A 19,740-nucleotide genomic window follows, 5' to 3' on the forward strand; every position below is an offset into this window, starting at 1 on the left:
TTGAAACTTGCGTCAGCCTGCCCAGAACCCGAAAGGCCGGGCAGGATTTAACCCATCAAATGTCGTAAGATCTCGTCGTCCGTGCTGACATTGTTCTTCACCCGAACCATGTAGCGGTCGCCGGACTTGCCGAATTCGCAATTATAGAGCTTGGAACCGTTGGCGCTGACCTCGACGCCGATATCGTCCTGCTTCAGAGCCTGGAACGGAATGACATCACCGGCCACCAGCTTGGAAATTGTCCTGAGCGTCAGCGTTTCGAGCTTGATGCGCGCCTCGAGCGTGACCTGCGATCGCTTCACCTGCTCGGAAATCATCTCCATCCATTCCTCCTGCTTCTTCAGCGCCTGGGCCGAAGCCTTGGGAGCGACGATGGAGGTTCTGAGCAGGGGACGCTGCGGCACGATGAGGGTAAATTCCGACGAGACCTTGCCGATATCGATCTTCATGCGGAGGGTCACGCCGTAAAGACCGGCGATCATTTCCTCGAAGGCGCTCTTGCCGTTGGAATTGAAGGGCGGCTCGATGGCCGCCTCAAAACCGCCGGGCGCGTTGACACCGGAGCGCAGGACACCGGCGATGCGGCCAAGAACCATGGCCGCAAGGTCGAGCTCGATATGGGACAGGCTGCGCTCGTCCGGTTCGCCGATCATGTCCGGCGACGCGCCCAGCATGCGCTCCATGAGCGCGATGACGAAGCCGTTGCCGACAGTCATCATGAAATTGGGGCACCAGTTGCGCAGGGAACAATCGGCAACCGCGACATTGCTCCCAACATTGGCGATGAGATCGGTCATCAGGCCCGATTCGGAGCTGACATATTCCACATCGATCGCGATGCCGGTCTCGCTGTGGAAGATGTCCGGCAGGAATTCGCTGTAGAGATGGCCGATATCGGAACCGATCTTGGCGATCGTCTTGCGGTCAGACAGCCCTCCCGTCAATTTTGCGAGAAGGGCGGTGTCGATGGCGGGTGCTTGTTGCGCTGCAGCTTTTGCCATCGTCATGCCGCCTTGTTTTCGCCGCCGGGGTTCATCATCTCCTGTTCGACGGCGTCAATGGACGGCCGCTCGTAGTTGGAGATGGTCTTGCGGCCGTATTCGAGCGCGACCTGCGGCACCGAGCCGTTCATGTAAGCGATCAGCGTCTGCTTGACGATGATGTAGAGGCGGTGCTGCTTGGTGCGGACGATCTTGACCTGCGAAGCGAGCGGGTTGCAGATCGAATAGGACAGGATGATGCCGAGCATGGTGCCGACGAGTGCGGCGCCGATCAGGCCGCCGAGCACTTCAGGCGATTCGTTGATCTTGCCCATGGCCTTGATGACGCCGAGAACCGCCGCGACGATACCGATGGCGGGGAAGGAATCGCCCATGGTGGTGATCGCGTGATAGGGCTTCAGCTTGTCATGCAAGATGGTTTCGATTTCTTCATCCATCAGCGCCTCGATTTCGTGGCTGCGGGCATTGCCGATGATGATGAGACGGACATAGTCACAGATGAACGAGGTCAGTTCCTTGTTCTTCAGGACCGACGGCGCGCTCTGGAAGATCGAGGATTCCTCGGGATTGTCGATATGGGCCTCGATCTCGTTGCGCGATTTCGTGCGCAGATCGCGCATCAGCGAATAAAGCACGCCGAGCACGTCGAGATAGTTTCGCTCCTTCGGGACCGAATGCTTGAAGGCCTCGCCGAGCGCCTTGCCCGAATCCTTCACGACCTTCATGGGGTTTGCCATGATGAAGCCGCCGAGGCCGGCGCCGCCAATGATCATCAATTCGAACGGCTGAACCAGCACGTCCAGATGACCGCCCATCGCCATATAGCCGCCGATGATGCAGCCGAAGGTGATTATAAGTCCAATTACAATATTCATTGATCGACCACGCCCGAACAGTGTTCCATGCCGCCATGTCTAGAAAATGTGGCTTGCGTGAACCTGTCCGCAAAGCCTCCCCATGCTCCCGCCTCCAGCCAGTTTCGCACAAGCAAGCCACGGCAATATGCCGGCAAAGGCGGACGTGCGCCTTGAGATCGGGATCAAACGAGAGCGGCGGTTCAGTGACTTCCACCTATACCAGCTACAGACTGATCAGTCAGGATATCGGCAAATCGCTTGAGCGGGTGTCGAAGCAGCCCGACGTGGCGCGCGAGACCGAATATTACCGTGCAAAGATCGGCGATGTGAAATCCATCGACGACTTCATGGCCGATACGCGCCTTTATAATTACGCCCTGAAAGCCCACGGGCTCGAGGATATGGCCTATGCGAAGGCCTTCATCCGCAAGGTGCTGACGGAAGGCGCCTCGGACAAGAACGCCTTCGCCAACAAGCTTTCCGACAACCGGTATGCAGAGCTTGCAAAGTCCCTGGATTTCGCAGGCCTGGGTGCGGCAGCGACCTCCACCGAGGCAGCCAAATCAGGTGTCGTCAGTAAATACACGCGCCAGACGCTGGAACAGGAAGCGGGCGACGACAATAACGGCGTCCGGCTTGCCCTTTATTTCGAGCGCAAGGCGCCGACAATAAAATCCGGCCTCGATTTCCTCGCCAACGACGCGCTTGCGCAGGTATTCCGCACAACGTTCAACCTGCCCGACGCATTTGCGGCGGCCGATGTCGACAAGCAGGCCGCGCTCATCGAAAAAAGCATCGATATCAAGGATCTGCAGGATCCTGAAAAGGTCGGCAAGCTGCTCGAGCGTTTCACCATCATGTGGGAAATGCAAAATCCCTCTACGACCTATGACCCCTTGGCCGTTTTCGGCTCCTCCAGCGGCTACGGCATTTCCCCCGACCTGCTGATCTCCATCAACTCCCTGAAACTCGGAGGCAAATGATATGCAATCCGGACTATACGTCGCCCTGTCCTCGCAGATCGCGCTGGAGCGCCGTCTTACCACCATTTCCGACAATATGGCGAATGTGAACACGGTCGGCTTCCGCGGCTCCGAAGTGAAATTCGATGAGATGGTCGCCAAGAACCACAATGACATGAACGCCAGGGTGGCTTTCGTTTCCCAGGGCAACGACTATCTCTCCACTCGTCAGGGTGCATTCGAGCAGACCGGCAATTCCTTCGATTTCGCCATCAAGGGCGATGCCTGGTTCTCGCTGGATACGCCTGATGGTCAGATCCTGACCCGCGACGGCCGTTTCACCATGCGTCCGGACGGCGCGCTCATCTCCTCGAGCGGTTATCCCGTTCTCGATGCCGGCGGCGGCCCGATCCAGCTCAATCCGAATGGCGGTCCTATCACCGTCGGTCTCGACGGAGCTATCCGCCAGAACGAGAACATCGTCGCCACGCTCGGCATCTACCAGGCGGATTTTTCGCAAGGCTTCCTGCGTCATCCCAATAGCGGCGTGAAGCCGGTGGCGCAGCCGGTTCCGGTCGTCAACAATCATGAAGTCGGCGTCGTTCAGGGTTACCTCGAGCAGTCGAATGTCAACGGCATTTCCCAGATGACGCAGCTCATCCAGGTCAACCGCGCCTTTGAAAGCATCTCCTCGCTGATGCGGGACACCGAATCGACCTTCGGCGAGGGCATCAAGACGCTTGGCGGCGCGCGTTGAGGAACTGAGTGATGACAATGCCGGAATCCATGCTCTCGGCTGGGGCCATTTCACCGAAGCTCGCGCAGCTGGCGAGCCTTGCCGGGCATTATGCCGATCCGGAGTTCTCGGTGGCGCATGGCGGTCATGTCCGCACCATCGCCGCCGGGCACTATACGGTTTCCGGCCTGTCGCGGCATGTGCGGCTTGGGGAATTTGTCGCCCATCGCAGTGCGACCGGCATTCATCTCGGCGAAGTCGTGCGCGTGGAACCGGACATCTGCTATGTCTGCCCCATCGAACCCGGCGAGCCGATCGGCATTCACGACACCGTCATCCGCAAGGGCGCCTTCCGCGTCTCGCCCGACGACAGCTGGTGCGGACGCACCATCAATGCGCTCGGCGAGCCGATCGACGGCCAGGGGCCGCTTGCCGCCGGCATTGAGCAACGTTCGATTTCCAACAATGCGCCACCCTCGATGACGCGCAAAAGGGTGGAGACGCCCTTCAAGACGGGTGTCCGGGCAATCGATATCTTTTCGCCGCTTTGCCTCGGCCAGCGCCTCGGCATTTTCGCGGGTTCCGGCGTCGGTAAATCCACGCTGCTGTCCATGCTCGCCAAGGCAGACGCCTTCGACAAGGTGGTGATTGCGCTTGTCGGCGAACGTGGCCGCGAAGTGCGCGAATTCATCGAAGACACGATGGGCGAGAATATGAGCAAGTCCATCGCCGTCGTCGCGACGAGCGATGAAAGCCCGATGCTGCGCAAGATGGCGCCGCTTTCCGCCGTTACCATCGCCGAGCATTTCCGCGATCAGGGCGACAATGTCCTTCTCATCATCGACAGCGTGACGCGATTTGCCCATGCGATCCGCGAAGTGGCGGTCGCTTCGGGCGAGCCGCCGGTGGCGCGCGGCTATCCCGCCTCGGTCTTTACCGAACTGCCGCGACTGCTGGAACGGGCGGGACCGGGCGCGGAAGGCACCGGCACCATCACCGCCATCGTCTCCATTCTGGTGGATGGCGACAATCATAACGATCCGATTGCCGATTCGACCCGCGGTATTCTCGACGGCCATATCGTGCTGGACCGCAGCCTTGCGGAAGAAGGCCGTTATCCGCCGATCAATCCCCTCGCCTCGATCTCCCGTCTCGCCAAGAAGGCTTGGACGCCGGATCAGGAAAAGCTGGTGTCACGCCTCAAGGCGCTGGTGCACCGCTTCGAGGAAACGCGGGATCTTCGCCTTATCGGCGGTTATCGGCCCGGCACCGACCCCGATCTCGACATGGCGGTGAAGCAGGTCCCGATCATCTATGAAACGCTGAAACAGCTGCCGAGCGAACCGGCAGCGCAAGACGCCTATGCCGACCTGGCGACCGCGCTGCGCGGGGGAGCACAGAATGGCCAGCCCCAGGTAAACCCGAGAGTGAGAGGCTGACCCGTGAACAAGCGGAATGACAATAGCCATGATGAAGACGTGCTGCCCAAGCCTGTTTTCTTTACGCCTGACCGTATTCTCGCATGGACGGGCATCGGACTTGCCGCTGCAGCAGCCTTTTTCCCATGGTACGTGTTCTTCAACGAAGACAAATTCGGCATGAAAGTGGCGGGCGGCGACCGCACCCGCGATCTGCCCCATACCGGCCCGCGGGAAGTCTTCAGCGTTTCGCCGATGGCCATGACCAACCGCAACAAGGAAGACACCCCGCCGCCGGCGGAGCTGCCCGACATGCTGACGACGGCAACCGTCAACGCGGGCGGCAAGGAAAAACAGAACAATCTGGCAGCCGGGATCGAGGACCAGCCCTTCCCCGGCCAGACATCCTTCCGTCTGCTGCATGTTTCCAATGGCCGCGCCCTGATCGAGGACGGTTCGGGCATGTACATGGTGCGAGTCGGTTCGACCCTGCCGGACAATGCATTGCTGACAAAGATCGAGCAGCGCAACGGCGAGTGGCTGATAGAGACCTCCTCCGGCAAGACCTACCACCCCGAAAAATAACGGTTTTTCTCTCAACGGAAGGGCGCGCCGCATCTGCCGGCGCGCCTTTTTTGTTTTGTGCATGCCGCCTGCGCACGCCCCTTTCTCCGTCGTTATGCAGCGCCATCCCTCCCCGCAAGTCTGACGCAAGATTAGCCCCGTAGGTTCGGGCCATACGAGATGGAGAAGTCTATGCAACCGATTCAACTGTTCGAACTGGCATCCCGCCAAGCGGAATGGCTGAGCGTGCGGCAGGAAGTCGTGGCGACCAACATCGCCAACGCCAACACACCCAAGTTCCACGCCAAGGATGTCAACCCCTTCGAAGCGGTCATGCAGGCCACCAGCCAGCAGGTCGGTATGGCGAAGACTCATCCCGCCCATTTCGGGGCGAGCGAGCTCAGCGAAAATATCGCGGTGCGCGACAACCCGATCAATAACGAGATCGGCATGCAGGAGTCCGGCAATTCGGTCGCGCTTGCTGAAGAAATGACCAAGACCGGCGAGATCAAGCGGCAGTACGACCTGAACGCCAATCTCGTCAAATCCTTCCATCGCATGATGCTGATGACGGTAAAGAGGTAATCCATGGATCCCTTGAGTGCGGCGAGCAAAATCGCCGGCAGCGGTCTCGAAGTGCAGTCCACACGCCTGCGCATTGTTTCGGAAAACATTGCCAACGCCAGATCCACCGGCGACACCCCCGGCGCCGACCCCTATCGCCGCAAGACCGTCACCTTCGGCTCCGAGCTCGACCGTGTCAGCGGTGTGGAGCGCGTGACGGTGAAGAAGCTCGGCGTGGACCGTGGTGATTTCGTCAACGAATACGATCCCGGCAATCCGGCCGCCGATAGCAACGGCATGGTGAAGATGCCGAACGTCAATATCCTGATCGAAATGGCTGACATGCGCGAAGCCAACCGCAGCTACGACGCCAATCTTCAGGTCATCCGCCAGACACGCGACCTCGTCGCCTCCACAATCGACCTTCTGAAGGCATCGCAATGATCGACGGTATCAAGCAAGTCAGTTCCCTCTCGCTTACCCGCGGCGCAAGCGGCGTCTCCTCGCTGACGGAAAGCCTTTTCGGCGATCAGCAGCAGACGACGCCCGCGCAGCAGACGGGCGCAAGCTTCGCCAGCGTTCTCGGCAACGTCTCGATTGATGCGATGAACAATCTGAAGAAGGCGGAAGTCGCTTCCTTCGAAGGCATTCAGGGCAAGGCGAATACGCGTGAAGTGGTCGATGCCATGCTTTCGGCCGAACAGTCACTGCAAACCGCCATCGCGCTCCGAGACAAGATCGTGTCGGCCTATCTCGACATTACCAAGATGCAGATCTAGCCCAGCAGGAATATTGACATGAGAGCTCTTGCCATCGCTGCCACCGGTATGGACGCCCAGCAGACCAATCTGGAAGTCATTGCCAACAACATCGCCAACATCAACACCACCGGCTACAAGCGCGCGCGTGCGGAGTTCACCGATCTTCTCTACCAGACCGAGCGCATGCAGGGCGTGCCGAACCGCGCCAATCAGGCGATCGTGCCCGAAGGCGCCAATATCGGCCTCGGCGTACAGACCTCGGCGGTGCGTAACATCCACACCCAGGGTAACCTGATCGAGACCGGCAACAAGCTGGACGTTGCGATCATCGGTCAGGGCTGGTTCCAGATCGAAGCAGCTGACGGTTCGACGCTCTACAGCCGCGCCGGCGCCTTCAACAAGAATGCCGATGGCAATCTGGTGACGGTCGATGGCTACAACGTCATTCCCAACATCAATATCCCGACCGACGCGCAGGACATCACCGTTACCCGCACGGGTCAGGTGACGGCCCGTATCGGCAACGCCGCCGACTTCACCGAGCTTGGCCAGCTGACCATTGCCAACTTCGCCAACGAAGCTGGCCTGAAGCCGCTCGGCGACAACCTCTTTGCCCAGACGCCGGCATCCGGCGACGCTGTCATCGGCGTGCCTGACGATCCGAGCTACGGCTACATCAAGCAATCCTACCTCGAAGGCTCGAACGTCGATGCCGTCAAGGAAATCACCGACCTGATCACGGCGCAGCGCGCTTATGAGATGAATTCCAAGGTCATCACCACCGCTGACGAAATGGCTTCGATTGTCAGCAAGAACCTGAAGTAAGAACGGAAAGGCAGGCGAACATGAGGTTTGTCCGGAACAATAGCAGCTGCAGAACGGCGCTCGTCCGTATGTGCCTGGCGTCTGCCTTTTCACTGGGGGCTCTGGCTCCCGCGCTTGCTCAGGCGCCAATGGCGCTGGTTCCGACGCGCACCATCTATCCGGGCGAGACGATCACGCCTGAACAGGTGAAGCCGGTGGAAGTGACCAATCCCAATATTTCCTCGGGTTATGCGAGCGACATCAGCGAAGTGGAAGGCATGATCTCCAAGCAGACCCTGCTTCCCGGCCGCACGATCCCCGTTGCCGCCTTGCGCGAACCGTCGCTCGTCACGCGCGGCACCAGCGTCAAACTCGTCTTCACAATCGGCAACATGACGCTGATGGCTTCGGGAACGCCAATGACCGACGGCTCGCTCGGCGAAGTCGTGCGGGTACGCAACATCGATTCCGGCGTGATGGTCAGCGGCACGGTCATGAAGGACGGAACCATTCAGGTGATGGCGAAATGAGAGTGATTCGTATCCTGGCCGCGGCCATCCTGTTTTCGGCCCAGCCTTTCCTCTCCCTCCCCGCAGCCCATGCGGATACATCCCGCATCAAGGATATCGCATCGCTGCAGGCGGGGCGCGACAACCAGCTGATCGGTTATGGTCTCGTGGTCGGCCTGCAGGGCACGGGCGACAGCCTGCGCTCCTCGCCGTTTACCGAGCAATCCATGCGCGCAATGCTGCAGAACCTCGGCATCACCACACAGGGCGGTCAGTCCAACGCCAAGAACATCGCCGCTGTCATGGTGACGGCCAACCTCCCGCCCTTCGCCAGCCCCGGCAGCCGTGTCGACGTGACGGTCAGCTCGCTGGGCGATGCCACCTCACTTCGTGGCGGTACACTGATCATGACCTCGCTTTCCGGCGCGGACGGACAGATTTACGCGGTCGCCCAGGGAGCGCTGATCGTCAACGGCTTTTCCGCCCAGGGTGACGCTGCAACGCTGACGCAGGGCGTCACGACTTCGGCACGCGTGCCGAACGGCGCGATCATCGAGCGCGAGCTGCCGTCCAAATTCAAGGATTCGGTCAATCTGGTCCTTCAGCTGCGCAATCCCGATTTTTCGACCGCCGTGCGTGTCGCCGATGTCGTCAACGCCTTTGCCCGCGCCCGTTACGGCGATCCGATCGCCGAGCCGCGCGATTCGCAGGAAATCGCGGTGCAGAAGCCCCGCGTGGCTGATCTCACCCGGCTGATGGCGGAAATCGAAAACCTGACGGTGGAGACGGATACGCCGGCCAAGGTCGTGATCAACGAACGCACCGGCACGATCGTCATCGGTGCTGATGTGCGCATTTCCCGTGTCGCCGTCAGCTACGGAACGCTGACCGTGCAGGTGACGGAATCGCCGCAGGTCATCCAGCCCGCACCCTTCTCGCGCGGTCAGACGGCCGTGCAGCCGCAGACGGATATCATGGCAATGCAGGAAGGCAGCAAGGTCGCCATCGTCGAAGGTCCTGACCTTCGCACGCTGGTTGCCGGTCTCAACAGCATCGGGCTCAAGGCGGATGGCATCATCGCCATTCTGCAAGGCATCAAATCCGCCGGCGCCCTTCAGGCGGAGCTTGTGCTGCAATGATGGACAATCAGAAGAAAAACGCTTTCCCGAATGGCCTTGTCCGCTTCGCGGCTGTCGCCTCGCTGCTTTTCCTGCTTCCCGCTGCTGGCGCCGAGAGCCAGCAGAACGTGGTGTCGGAACTCAGCACGCAGGATGAAATCCAGAAATTCTGCACCAACATCGCCGATGCCGCCCGCGACCAGCGTTATCTCATGCAGAAGCAGGAGCTGGAAAAGCTGCAGTCCGACGTCAATGAGCGCATTGCCGTGCTGGAAGACCGCAAGGCGGAATATGAGGACTGGCTGGCGCGCCGCGAGCATTTCCTCAATCAGGCGAAAAGCAATCTCGTCGACATCTACAAGACGATGAAGGCCGATGCCGCCGCACCGCAGCTTGAGAAGATGCATGTGGAGATTGCGGCCGCCATCATCATGCAGCTGCCGCCGCGCCAATCGGGTCTCATTCTCAGTGAGATGGATGCGCAGAAAGCCGCCACTGTCGCCGGCATCATGTCGCAGGCAACCGATAAAAACACTTCGAAGGATCCTTCATGAGCACGCGTCGTCTTCCGGCCCTCCTCCTGCCGCTCGCTCTGCTTGCCGGCTGCCAGAACAACCAGACCCTGAAGGAAATCGGCAACGCCCCTGCGATGAGCCCGATCGGCAGCGGCCTGCAATTCAGCCAGACGCCGCAGATGGGCATGTATCCCAAGCAGCCGAAGCACATGGCCAGCGGCTATTCGCTGTGGAGCGACAGCCAGGGGGCGCTGTTCAAGGATCTGCGCGCGCTCAACATCGGCGACATCCTGACCGTCAACATCCAGATCAACGACAAGGCCGATTTCGACAACGAGACCGAGCGCAACCGTACAAATGCCAGCGGCCTGAACTGGAAGGCCAAGGCCGAAATCTTCGGCTGGACCCCGGAAGCGGACTCGAGCATCAAATACGGCTCCGACACCGACACCCAGGCGAAGGGCAAGACCAAGCGTTCGGAAAAGCTGACGCTGCTGGTGGCCGCCGTGGTGACCGGCATTCTGGAAAACGGCAATCTCATCATCAGCGGCTCGCAGGAAGTGCGCGTGAACCACGAAATCCGCATCCTCAACGTCGGCGGTATCGTCCGTCCGCAGGATGTCGATGCACAGAACATCATCTCCTACGAGCGCATCGCCGAAGCACGCATCTCCTATGGCGGTCGCGGACGTCTGACGGAAGTGCAGCAGCCCCCGGTCGGGCAGCAGGTCGTCGACCTGTTCTCGCCGCTCTGACGCCGGTACACGGGAACGGACTGACCCATGGAAAACGAACAGGTAGAGGGCAAGAAAAAATCCTCCCCTCTGGTCATGACCATCGCAGGCGTTGCGATCCTCACCCTGCTCGGTGCGGGGGGCGGCTGGCTCGTGGGTGGCATGATCGCGCCGAAGATCGCCGGTGCGGAGGCGCATGCGCCGGCTGCTGCCGGCGGACACGGTGAGAAAAAGGAAGAGGGTGTCGAGAAAATCTCGGCCGAGGCGAACGGCATCGTCCAGCTCGATCCCATCACCACCAACCTCGCTTATCCCTCGACGAACTGGGTGCGACTGGAAGTGGCGCTGATGTTCAAGGGGCCGGTCGAGGTGGGTCTGGCGGAAGATATCCACCAGGACATCATGGCCTATATCCGCACCGTTTCCCTTCAGCAGCTGGAAGGGCCGCGCGGCTTTCAATATCTTAAGGATGACATTCAGGAACGAGTTGACCTGCGCTCTCAAGGGCGCGTATCCAAGGTCATGTTCCGGACCTTTGTCATCGAATGATTCGATTTCTTGTAACCATCGCCGTCCTCCTTGCTTTGCCGGGCCTTGCCAATGCCCAGCAATTTCCGTCCGATCTGTTCAACACGCAGATAGACGGCTCTGTTGCGGCATGGATCATCCGCACCTTCGGTCTTCTGACGGTTCTCTCCGTCGCACCGGGCATCCTGATCATGGTCACGAGCTTTCCGCGCTTCGTGATCGCCTTCTCGATCCTGCGGTCCGGCATGGGGCTTGCCTCGACACCTTCCAACATGATCCTGCTGTCGATGGCGATGTTCATGACCTTCTATGTCATGTCGCCCACCTTCGACAAAGCCTGGACCGACGGCGTGCAGCCGCTGCTGCAGAACCAGATCAACGAGCAGCAGGCGGTAGAGCGCATCGCCGAACCCTTCCGCACCTTCATGAACGCCAATACGCGTGACAAGGATCTGAAACTGTTCGTCGACATTGCCCGCGAGCGCGGACAGGAAGTCATGACCAACAACGTCGTCGACTATCGAGTGCTCGTTCCGGCCTTCATGCTGTCGGAAATCCGGCGCGGTTTCGAGATCGGTTTCCTCATCATCCTGCCGTTTCTGGTCATCGATCTCATCGTCGCCACCATCACCATGGCCATGGGCATGATGATGCTGCCGCCCACCTCCATTTCCCTGCCGTTCAAGATCCTGTTCTTCGTGCTGATCGACGGCTGGAACCTGCTCGTCGGCAGTCTCGTCAGATCGTTCAACTGACGGGCATTCGTGCCGGATTGACACCCGTTAACCCTGTTTTTTAACCCCGCGCGCCCAAGGCCGCGGGGTTTGCGCGTTTTAACGCTTTGATTACCAGTTTTTCTGGCGACTTGGTAACTATCTTTCTAAATAGAAAAATTACCATTTAAATAAATCGAAAACTAACCATAAGTATCTTCCAATATTTCTTAGCGCTCAAATTAATAATTGTGCAATTTTTCGCTGCGAATTTCTTTTCACACGCAGCGGGTTTGGTTTCTGAAACTAAGTATTTCTGAACCGAGTGGCATGAAGCCGAAACGTTGCGACCGGTAATACCAAACCCGGTATGTCCCCACTCCAGTATCTCGTAAAAACAAGGGACACATTTATTATGGCAAGCATTCTCACCAACACCAACGCAATGGCCGCTCTCTCGACCCTGCGTTCCATCGCTTCCGACCTTTCGAGCACGCAGGACCGCATTTCTTCCGGCCTGAAGGTTGGCTCGGCTTCGGACAACGCTGCCTACTGGTCGATCGCGACCACCATGCGTTCCGACAACAAGGCTCTCGGCGCCGTCTCCGACGCGCTGGGCATGGGCGCCGCCAAGGTTGACACCGCGTCTGCCGGTATGGACGCCGCCATCAAGGTCGTCACCGACATCAAGGCAAAGGTCGTTGCCGCCAAGGAACAGGGCGTTGACAAGGCCAAGGTTCAGGAAGAAGTCACGCAGCTGCTCGACCAGCTGAAGTCGATCGGCACGAGCGCGTCTTTCAACGGTGAAAACTGGCTCGTTTCCAGCGCCAACGCCACCAAGACGGTTGTTTCCGGCTTCGTTCGTGACGCCAGCGGCAACGTCAGCGTCAAGACGACGGACTACGCTCTCGACGCCGCCTCCATGCTTTACACGGAAGCTACGCCCGGCACGATCGACGCAAACTCCGGTATCCTGAACGCTACCGGTGCGACGACGACTGTCGGCGCCAAGACCTACACCCAGATCTCCGTTCTCGACATGAACGTCACCACCGACGATCTCGACAACGCCCTCTACTCCGTTGAAACCGCTCTGACGAAGATGACCAGCGCCGGCGCCAAGCTCGGTTCGCTGTCTGCCCGTATCGACCTGCAGACCGACTTCGCCGACAAGCTGTCCGACACCATCGAAAAGGGCGTTGGCCGTCTCGTTGACGCCGACATGAACGAAGAGTCCACCAAGCTGAAGGCTCTCCAGACGCAGCAGCAGCTGGCAATCCAGGCTCTGTCGATCGCCAACAGCGACTCGCAGAACATCCTGTCGCTCTTCCGTTAAGAGCTGAGCTTCTCATAGCCCTTCGGGGCTGGGGGACAGATTTCTTCCCACAGGCAATCGGGGGCTGACCGAGCGCAGACTGGGATAGAAGGCATAAAGGTCCGAAAGGCTGAATCGGACTGAATGCATCAATGAGGCCGCATCCGGAAACGGGTGCGGCCTTATCTTTTTTTTAAACTTTTGGCGATACGCGCGCGTGCGCGCGAGGGTTGTATTTTTTAATTTTGACGACGCCGAATTTCTTTCTCCGCTTATCAATTCATTAACCAAACCCGCGTTACCTAATGCTCATCGAAACGGCGAGCTAACGTTAAAAATCAGCCAGTTAGCAGGCATGATGCTGTGCGCCGTTCCCGGTGAAACCGGAATGTCCCTTCTTTAATCAGCCATTCAAGGGGCACACTACTATGACGAGCATTATCACGAATGTCGCAGCAATGTCTGCGCTCCAGACCCTGCGCTCTATCGGCCAGAACATGGAATCCACTCAGGCACGCGTTTCCTCCGGCCTTCGCGTTGGCGAAGCTGCTGACAACGCTGCTTACTGGTCGATCGCAACCACGATGCGCTCCGACAACATGGCTCTCTCCTCCGTTTCCGACGCTCTCGGCCTCGGCGCCGCCAAGGTAGACACCGCTTCTGCCGGCATGGAATCGGCAATCGAAGTCGTCAAGGAAATCAAGGCAAAGCTGGTCACGGCAACTGAAGAAGGCGTCGACCGCACCAAGGTTCAGGAAGAAATCGGCCAGCTCCAGAAGCAGCTCGCGTCGATCGCACAGGGCGCTTCCTTCTACGGTGAAAACTGGCTCGTCGGCGTTTCGACGCTCGGTGCGACGACCCCCGGCACAGACCCGGACAAGTCGGTCGTTGCCGGCTTCGTTCGCTCCACCGGTGGCGCCGTTAACGTCACGACCACGAAATACGCTCTCGACAACACCGCAACCGGCAACACCCTGTTCGGCTCGGTCGACTCCGCTACGGGCGTTCCCGACACGACAGGCATTCTCGGCACGACCGGCACGTTCACGACCGTCGCTGCCCAGTCCGTCTACACGCTTGATATCACCCAGTATGCAGCCGCTGACCGCGCCACGAACATGGCCGAAGCCCTGACGCTGGTTGAAAACTCCCTGAAGGCCATGACCAGCGCTGCCGCAAAGCTCGGCTCGCTCTCCATGCGTATCGGCCTGCAGGAAGATTTCGCTTCCAAGCTGTCCGACTCCGTCGAAAAGGGTATCGGCCGCCTCGTGGACGCCGACATGAACGAAGAGTCCACCCGCCTCAAGGCCCTGCAGACCCAGCAGCAGCTCGGCGTTCAGGCTCTCTCGATCGCCAACAGCAACTCCGAAAGCATCCTGTCGCTCTTCCGTTAATCGGAAGCTTCAGCCGAAAAAATCAACCGCGCCGAAAGGCGCGGTTTTTTTGTTTAGTCGCCTGCGAAACTAAGAGATTTTTTGATTAAGAGTTCGTTAACCAAATCACGGCTAAATCAGCGCATCGAAACGACTCGTTAACCAAGACGAAAAAGAGGTTAACAGGCATCACGCCGCTCAGTCGTTTCCGGCGATCCCGGAATGTCCCTTCCCATTTAGCCAGCTCAGAGGGGCAATTATGACAAGTATTCTGACGAACACCGCCGCCATGTCGGCGCTTCAGACCTTGCGCGCAATCAGCGGCCAGCTCGAAGATACCCAATCCAGAGTGTCTTCGGGCCTGCGGGTCAAGACTGCATCCGACAACGCCGCTTATTGGTCGATCGCGACGACGATGCGCTCCGACAACATGGCCCTTTCCGCGGTTCAGGATGCGCTGGGCCTCGGCGCGGCGAAGATCGATGTCGCCTATTCCGCAATGGAAAGCTCGGTCGAAGTCATCAAGGAAATCAAATCGAAAATCGTTGCCGCCACCGAAGAAGGTGTGGACAAGACCAAGATCCAGGAAGAGATCGACCAGCTGAAAAAGCAGCTTGAATCGATCGCGCAGGGCGCATCCTTCAGCGGCGAGAACTGGCTGCTGGGCACCGGCGCCAAGACTGTCGTTTCCGGCTTTGTTCGCGACGGCGGCGGCACTGTCAGCGTGACGAAAACAGACTATACGCTTGTCGATACCACTGCCGGCACGACGACCGCCAATGTGCTTTTCGGCCTGACCGGCTCGCCCGCGACGCTCGACACCACGAGGGGCATCATCGGACAACCCGGAACAGCCTCCGGCATTTCCGTATGGGACATCGATCTCAAGCTGTTCGCTTCTGCAACGCCGCCGGCCTACACCATCGGTAATCTTCTCACCGATGTCGAAACCGCATTTCAATCCTTGAGCAGCGCTTCCGCCGCTCTCGGCTCGATCAAGATGCGCATCGGCCTTCAGGAAGACTTCGTGTCGAAGCTCACCGACTCCATCGACAGCGGCATCGGCCGCCTTGTGGATGCGGACATGAACGAAGAATCGACCCGCCTCAAGGCGCTGCAGACACAGCAGCAGCTGGGCATCCAGTCGCTCTCCATCGCCAATACCAGTTCCGAAAATATCCTGTCGCTATTCCGTCAGTAAGCGGCGCCCGATGGCTACGGGCGGTTTCGTCCCGCTCTGGCAGCAACAGAATATTCGGATATGGAAACCGCGCTTCGCAAGGGGCGCGGTTTTCCATTTGCCGGCAATTGCGCGGCGCGCGCATACATCACATGCCGCATGCGAGCGGTGCAGGCTGTTACGTAAGTATTTGAAATTGTGGGGAAAATGGTGCTGCTAGAGAGATTTGAACTCTCGGCCTCTCCCTTACCAAGGGAGTGCTCTACCCCTGAGCTATAGCAGCATCCGGCGCCGAAGCGTTTGCTTCAGCATCAAGCGTGGCGGCCTATTGCCATAGGTTTTTGACGAGCGCAAGTCGCAAAACGATATTCTTCATCAAGCGGGGCAAAAAAGCGTGCCCCCTGTTGAAAAATGCATTTTTCAGATATTGCTGAATCTATGAACGAACATCATGACAAACAGGCAAAGGCAGCGGTTTCCGCCGGCGCTTCCGCGGAAGCATCCGCCCCGGTGGCCGACGGCAAGCCGCAGGCGGGGCCTGGCGAAAAGGCGCGGCAGCGCGAGGCGGAGCGCAAGGCCCGGGCGGCCAAGAAGCTTCGTGAAAATCTTTTGAAGCGCAAACAGCAGGTTCGTGCGCGCCGTGCCGGCGAAGAGGACGATACTATTGGCCTGCCTGCCGCAAAAACGGACGAATCATCCTCTTAGAGAATTCATCAGCATAAAATTGAAACGCCGCGGAAATTCGTCTAAGGACGCGCCTTTCCGCAAGGCACTATAAGAAAGGCGGGCACAGGCCCGTAGGGACGCATGGATCGCATCAGAATTACGGGTGGCAACAAGCTAAACGGCATCATTCCCATCTCCGGCGCTAAAAACGCCGCCTTGCCGTTGATGATCGCATCGCTTCTGACCAGCGACACGCTGACGCTCGAAAACGTGCCGCATCTGGCCGACGTGGAGCAGCTCATCCGCATTCTCGGCAATCACGGCGTCGATATTTCCGTGAACGGCCGCCGCGAAAGCCAGGGCGAAGCCTATTCCCGCACCGTGCATTTCACCTGCCGCACCATTGTAGACACAACAGCGCCTTACGAACTGGTGTCCAAGATGCGCGCGAGCTTCTGGGTCATCGGCCCGCTTCTGGCGCGCGAGGGCCGCGCCCGCGTTTCGCTGCCCGGCGGCTGCGCCATCGGCACGCGCCCGGTCGACCTGTTCATCGAGGGCCTTGAAGCACTCGGTGCGACGATGGAGATCGATGGCGGTTACATCAACGCCACCGCCCCCAAGGGCGGCCTGATCGGCGCCGTTTACACCTTCCCGAAAGTTTCCGTCGGCGCGACGCATGTGATGCTGATGGCGGCAAGCCTTGCCCGCGGCACCACCGTTATCCACAACGCCGCCCGCGAGCCGGAAGTGGTCGATCTGGCCCAGTGCCTGACTGCCATGGGCGCGAAGATCGAAGGCGCAGGCACCTCCACCATCACCATTGAAGGCGTCACCTCGCTTTCCGGCGCGCGCCACCGGGTTCTGCCGGATCGTATCGAAACCGGCACCTACGCCATGGCGGTCGCCATGGCCGGTGGTGACGTGGTGCTGGAAGGCACACGCGCATCGCTGCTCGACAACGCGCTCGATACGCTACGGCTCGCAGGCGCTACCATCAGCGATACGGAGACAGGCCTGCGCGTCGTGCGCAACGGCAATGGCATCCAGCCGGTCGATATCGTCACCGAGCCCTTCCCCGGCTTCCCCACCGACCTGCAGGCGCAGTTCATGGCGCTGATGACCCGGTCGCAGGGCGTTTCCCACATCACCGAGACGATCTTCGAAAACCGCTTCATGCATGTGCAGGAACTGGCCCGTCTCGGCGCTAAGATTTCGCTCTCCGGCCAGATGGCCCGCATCGAAGGCGTCTCCCGCCTGAAGGGTGCACCTGTCATGGCGACCGATCTGCGCGCTTCCGTCTCGCTGGTCATTGCCGGCCTGGTGGCGGAAGGTGAGACCATGGTTTCGCGCGTCTATCACCTCGATCGCGGCTTCGAACGCCTCGAAGAAAAGCTCACCCGCTGCGGTGCGCTGGTCGAACGCGTCAGCGATTGATCCTTTCATCGCCGCTCATCCGTTTTCTACCCGTTGCAGAGTGGGCCCGGACTGCCTATTTCCATTGTAAGTCATGGAAATAGCGGTCCGCACCGCAGAAGAAGGAAGAAAACGATGAGCGGCCTGAAATTGCTGGCGCTGGATACTGAAGATCTCTCCGTCATTTCGACGCATATGCAGGACAGCGTCTTCAAGCTGAAGGACGTTGCCTTCGAGCCGAAACACGGGCAATTCACGCTTTCCGCCAACCGTTTCGTCTGGGAAAGCACTGAGAAAAAGAGCCTGCCGCCGGAGCGCTGCCGCAGCGTGGTTTTCCTGAAGCGGGTCTCCGCTGTCCGCTCGCACGGCATCAACCGCGACGACAAGGAACAGGTGCTGTCACTTCTCGCCATCCGCTTCGTCCAGAATGGCGAAGGGCCTGATGGCGCGGTGGAACTGACGCTGTCCGGCGGCGGCGCCATCGCACTCGATGTCGAATGCATCGAGGCGCAGCTGACCGATGTGAGCGGCGCCTGGGAAACCACTACCAAACCGCATCATCCCGACAGCGAATAAACGTTGCAAGCCTTCGCAACGGTTGCCTTTCCTTGCCGTTTCGATTTATGCCACATACCAGAGCCGCAATTTTTCTGTGGCAAGTTCGTACACCTCGCGGGATTTCCCGCGGGGACAATGAAAGGGTAATGGCGTGGCAATCTGGCTGGAGCGGGCATCGGCTGATTTCGAACAGAAATTCGCTGCCTTCCTGACAACCAAGAGAGAAGTTTCCGAAGACGTCAACGCGACCGTTCGCGACATCATCAACGATGTCCGCCATCGCGGCGATGCGGCCCTTGCCCATTATTCCCAGAAATTCGACGGTATCGATTTCTCGAAAGTCCCGATGCGGGTGATGGCGGATGAGATCGATGCGGCCTTTGCCGCCGTCGACAGAAGCGTGATCGAGGCGCTTGAACTTGCTGCCCGGCGTATCGAAAAACATCATGCCCGCCAGATGCCGAAGGACGATATCTACGAGGACGATATCGGCGTGGGCCTCGGCTCGCGCTGGACCGCCATCGAAGCTGTCGGCCTTTACGTGCCCGGCGGCACGGCCAGCTACCCAAGCTCGGTGCTGATGAACGCCGTGCCGGCCAAGGTTGCCGGTGTGGAACGTATCGTCATGGTCGTGCCGGCCAATGGCGGCGCGGTCAATCCGGCGGTGCTGGCTGCAGCGCGTATCGCAGGCGTCGAGGAAATCTATCGTATCGGCGGCGCGCAGGCTGTGGCAGCGCTTGCCTATGGCACGGAAACCATCGCGCCGGTCGCCAAGATCGTCGGCCCCGGCAATGCCTATGTGGCCGCCGCAAAGCGCCAGGTTTTCGGCACTGTCGGCATCGACATGATCGCCGGGCCTTCAGAAGTGCTTGTCATTGCCGACAAGGACAATGATCCGGACTGGCTGGCCGCCGATCTTCTGGCGCAGGCGGAACATGACCGCGGCGCGCAATCGATCCTGATCACCGACAATGCCGAACTCGGCAAGGCCGTTGAAGCGGCCGTCGAGCGGCAGCTGAAGCGCCTGTCGCGTTCCGAAACGGCGGCGGCAAGCTGGGCCGATTTCGGCGCGATCATTCTGGTCGAAAAGCTCGCCGACGCCATTCCGCTCGCCAACCGCATCGCCGCCGAGCATCTGGAACTTGCCGTCGATGATCCGGATGCCCTGATGGCCCACATCCGCAATGCGGGTGCGATCTTCGTCGGACGCCACACGCCGGAGGTGATCGGCGATTATGTCGGCGGCTCTAACCATGTTCTTCCGACGGCGCGCTCGGCGCGCTTCTCCTCCGGCCTTTCAGTGCTGGATTTCGTCAAGCGCACCTCGATCCTGCGGCTTGGGCCCGAGCAGCTGCGCCAGCTTGCGCCGGCAGCGATTACCCTTGCCCGTTCCGAAGGGCTGGACGCACATGCGCGTTCGGTCTCCATTCGCCTCAATCCGGAAAGTTAAG

Annotated in this window: 22 protein-coding genes, 1 tRNA gene and 1 pseudogene; 21 read left to right on the forward strand and 3 right to left on the reverse strand. The window is 59.6% G+C overall.

Annotated elements, in window-relative coordinates:
- Positions 1–47 precede the first annotated feature (47 nt).
- Entirely contained in the window at positions 48–1,007 is a 960-nt protein-coding gene (locus V6R85_RS04995; protein WP_003503405.1) for a FliM/FliN family flagellar motor switch protein, read from the reverse strand.
- Positions 1,004–1,876, reverse strand: coding sequence for a flagellar motor stator protein MotA (motA, locus tag V6R85_RS05000; protein ID WP_003503407.1), 873 nt, complete (start codon positions 1,874–1,876; stop codon positions 1,004–1,006). The genes V6R85_RS04995 and motA overlap by 4 nt, the downstream gene beginning before the upstream one ends.
- A 185-nt stretch (positions 1,877–2,061) precedes the next feature.
- Here motA and V6R85_RS05005 point away from each other — a divergent pair, with 185 nt between their 5' ends.
- The 17 genes and pseudogenes from V6R85_RS05005 to V6R85_RS05085 all read left to right on the forward strand — a co-directional run bounded on the left by V6R85_RS05005 (position 2,062) and on the right by V6R85_RS05085 (position 15,673).
- On the forward strand, positions 2,062–2,841 hold the full coding sequence (locus V6R85_RS05005; protein ID WP_111833712.1) for a DUF1217 domain-containing protein: 780 nt from the start codon (positions 2,062–2,064) through the stop codon (positions 2,839–2,841).
- A 1-nt stretch (position 2,842) separates the two neighbouring features.
- The gene (flgF, locus tag V6R85_RS05010) at positions 2,843–3,577 is read left to right on the forward strand and encodes a flagellar basal-body rod protein FlgF (RefSeq protein ID WP_003503411.1); all 735 of its coding nucleotides are present in this window, start codon (positions 2,843–2,845) and stop codon (positions 3,575–3,577) included.
- 11 nt (positions 3,578–3,588) lie between these two features.
- The gene (gene fliI, locus V6R85_RS05015; RefSeq protein ID WP_111833713.1) at positions 3,589–4,995 is read left to right on the forward strand and encodes a flagellar protein export ATPase FliI; all 1,407 of its coding nucleotides are present in this window, start codon (positions 3,589–3,591) and stop codon (positions 4,993–4,995) included.
- 3 nt (positions 4,996–4,998) lie between these two features.
- On the forward strand, positions 4,999–5,559 hold the full coding sequence (locus V6R85_RS05020; RefSeq protein ID WP_003503413.1) for a hypothetical protein: 561 nt from the start codon (positions 4,999–5,001) through the stop codon (positions 5,557–5,559).
- 171 nt (positions 5,560–5,730) lie between these two features.
- Positions 5,731–6,123 (forward strand): flagellar basal body rod protein FlgB, encoded by a 393-nt coding sequence (flgB, locus tag V6R85_RS05025; protein ID WP_003503414.1) that lies wholly within the window; start codon positions 5,731–5,733, stop codon positions 6,121–6,123.
- Positions 6,124–6,126: 3 nt separating this feature from the next.
- A complete protein-coding gene (gene flgC, locus V6R85_RS05030; RefSeq protein ID WP_003503422.1) occupies positions 6,127–6,546 on the forward strand; it encodes a flagellar basal body rod protein FlgC in 420 nt (139 codons plus the stop codon).
- Positions 6,543–6,881 (forward strand): flagellar hook-basal body complex protein FliE, encoded by a 339-nt coding sequence (locus V6R85_RS05035; RefSeq protein WP_003503424.1) that lies wholly within the window; start codon positions 6,543–6,545, stop codon positions 6,879–6,881. Before flgC ends, V6R85_RS05035 begins: the two co-directional genes overlap by 4 nt.
- Before the next feature lie 18 nt (positions 6,882–6,899).
- Positions 6,900–7,688: a flagellar basal-body rod protein FlgG gene (flgG, locus tag V6R85_RS05040; protein ID WP_003503427.1), complete on the forward strand. Its 789-nt coding sequence runs from the start codon at positions 6,900–6,902 to the stop codon at positions 7,686–7,688.
- A gap of 20 nt (positions 7,689–7,708) precedes the next feature.
- A complete protein-coding gene (gene flgA, locus V6R85_RS05045) occupies positions 7,709–8,197 on the forward strand; it encodes a flagellar basal body P-ring formation chaperone FlgA (protein ID WP_020811270.1) in 489 nt (162 codons plus the stop codon).
- Positions 8,198–8,262: 65 nt separating this feature from the next.
- Positions 8,263–9,315 (forward strand): annotated as a pseudogene (locus tag V6R85_RS05050) (flagellar basal body P-ring protein FlgI); the annotation flags it as partial.
- Positions 9,312–9,848 (forward strand): MotE family protein, encoded by a 537-nt coding sequence (locus V6R85_RS05055; protein ID WP_003503433.1) that lies wholly within the window; start codon positions 9,312–9,314, stop codon positions 9,846–9,848. The pseudogene V6R85_RS05050 and the gene V6R85_RS05055, both read left to right, overlap by 4 nt.
- Positions 9,845–10,564 carry a flagellar basal body L-ring protein FlgH gene (flgH, locus tag V6R85_RS05060; protein WP_003503434.1) on the forward strand — a complete coding sequence of 240 codons (720 nt, stop codon included), beginning with the start codon at positions 9,845–9,847 and terminating at the stop codon, positions 10,562–10,564. Before V6R85_RS05055 ends, flgH begins: the two co-directional genes overlap by 4 nt.
- A 27-nt stretch (positions 10,565–10,591) precedes the next feature.
- Positions 10,592–11,092, forward strand: a complete 501-nt coding sequence (locus tag V6R85_RS05065) for a flagellar basal body-associated FliL family protein (protein ID WP_003503435.1) — start codon at positions 10,592–10,594, stop codon at positions 11,090–11,092.
- Positions 11,089–11,826, forward strand: coding sequence for a flagellar type III secretion system pore protein FliP (gene fliP / locus V6R85_RS05070; RefSeq protein WP_003493833.1), 738 nt, complete (start codon positions 11,089–11,091; stop codon positions 11,824–11,826). Before V6R85_RS05065 ends, fliP begins: the two co-directional genes overlap by 4 nt.
- Positions 11,827–12,199: 373 nt before the next feature.
- Positions 12,200–13,120 carry a flagellin N-terminal helical domain-containing protein gene (locus V6R85_RS05075; protein WP_003503439.1) on the forward strand — a complete coding sequence of 307 codons (921 nt, stop codon included), beginning with the start codon at positions 12,200–12,202 and terminating at the stop codon, positions 13,118–13,120.
- Between the two features lie 407 nt (positions 13,121–13,527).
- The gene (locus V6R85_RS05080) at positions 13,528–14,493 is read left to right on the forward strand and encodes a flagellin N-terminal helical domain-containing protein (protein WP_003503440.1); all 966 of its coding nucleotides are present in this window, start codon (positions 13,528–13,530) and stop codon (positions 14,491–14,493) included.
- Positions 14,494–14,731: 238 nt separating this feature from the next.
- Entirely contained in the window at positions 14,732–15,673 is a 942-nt protein-coding gene (locus tag V6R85_RS05085) for a flagellin N-terminal helical domain-containing protein (protein WP_003503441.1), read from the forward strand.
- A 187-nt stretch (positions 15,674–15,860) separates the two neighbouring features.
- On the opposite strand, the gene V6R85_RS05090 is transcribed toward V6R85_RS05085, so the two are convergent.
- A tRNA-Thr gene (locus tag V6R85_RS05090) sits at positions 15,861–15,935 on the reverse strand.
- A gap of 155 nt (positions 15,936–16,090) precedes the next feature.
- Here V6R85_RS05090 and V6R85_RS05095 point away from each other — a divergent pair.
- The 4 genes from V6R85_RS05095 to hisD all read left to right on the forward strand — a co-directional run bounded on the left by V6R85_RS05095 (position 16,091) and on the right by hisD (position 19,739).
- A complete protein-coding gene (locus V6R85_RS05095) occupies positions 16,091–16,357 on the forward strand; it encodes a hypothetical protein (RefSeq protein WP_035212593.1) in 267 nt (88 codons plus the stop codon).
- A gap of 102 nt (positions 16,358–16,459) precedes the next feature.
- Positions 16,460–17,752, forward strand: coding sequence for a UDP-N-acetylglucosamine 1-carboxyvinyltransferase (gene murA, locus V6R85_RS05100; protein ID WP_003503445.1), 1,293 nt, complete (start codon positions 16,460–16,462; stop codon positions 17,750–17,752).
- Positions 17,753–17,866: 114 nt separating this feature from the next.
- Positions 17,867–18,307: a DUF2948 family protein gene (locus V6R85_RS05105; RefSeq protein ID WP_003503446.1), complete on the forward strand. Its 441-nt coding sequence runs from the start codon at positions 17,867–17,869 to the stop codon at positions 18,305–18,307.
- Between the two features lie 133 nt (positions 18,308–18,440).
- On the forward strand, positions 18,441–19,739 hold the full coding sequence (gene hisD / locus V6R85_RS05110; protein ID WP_020811690.1) for a histidinol dehydrogenase: 1,299 nt from the start codon (positions 18,441–18,443) through the stop codon (positions 19,737–19,739).
- Position 19,740: the final 1 nt, after the last annotated feature.

It is taken from the genome of Agrobacterium sp. CCNWLW32 (assembly GCF_037083425.1).
Classification (GTDB): Bacteria; Pseudomonadota; Alphaproteobacteria; order Rhizobiales; family Rhizobiaceae; genus Agrobacterium; species Agrobacterium radiobacter.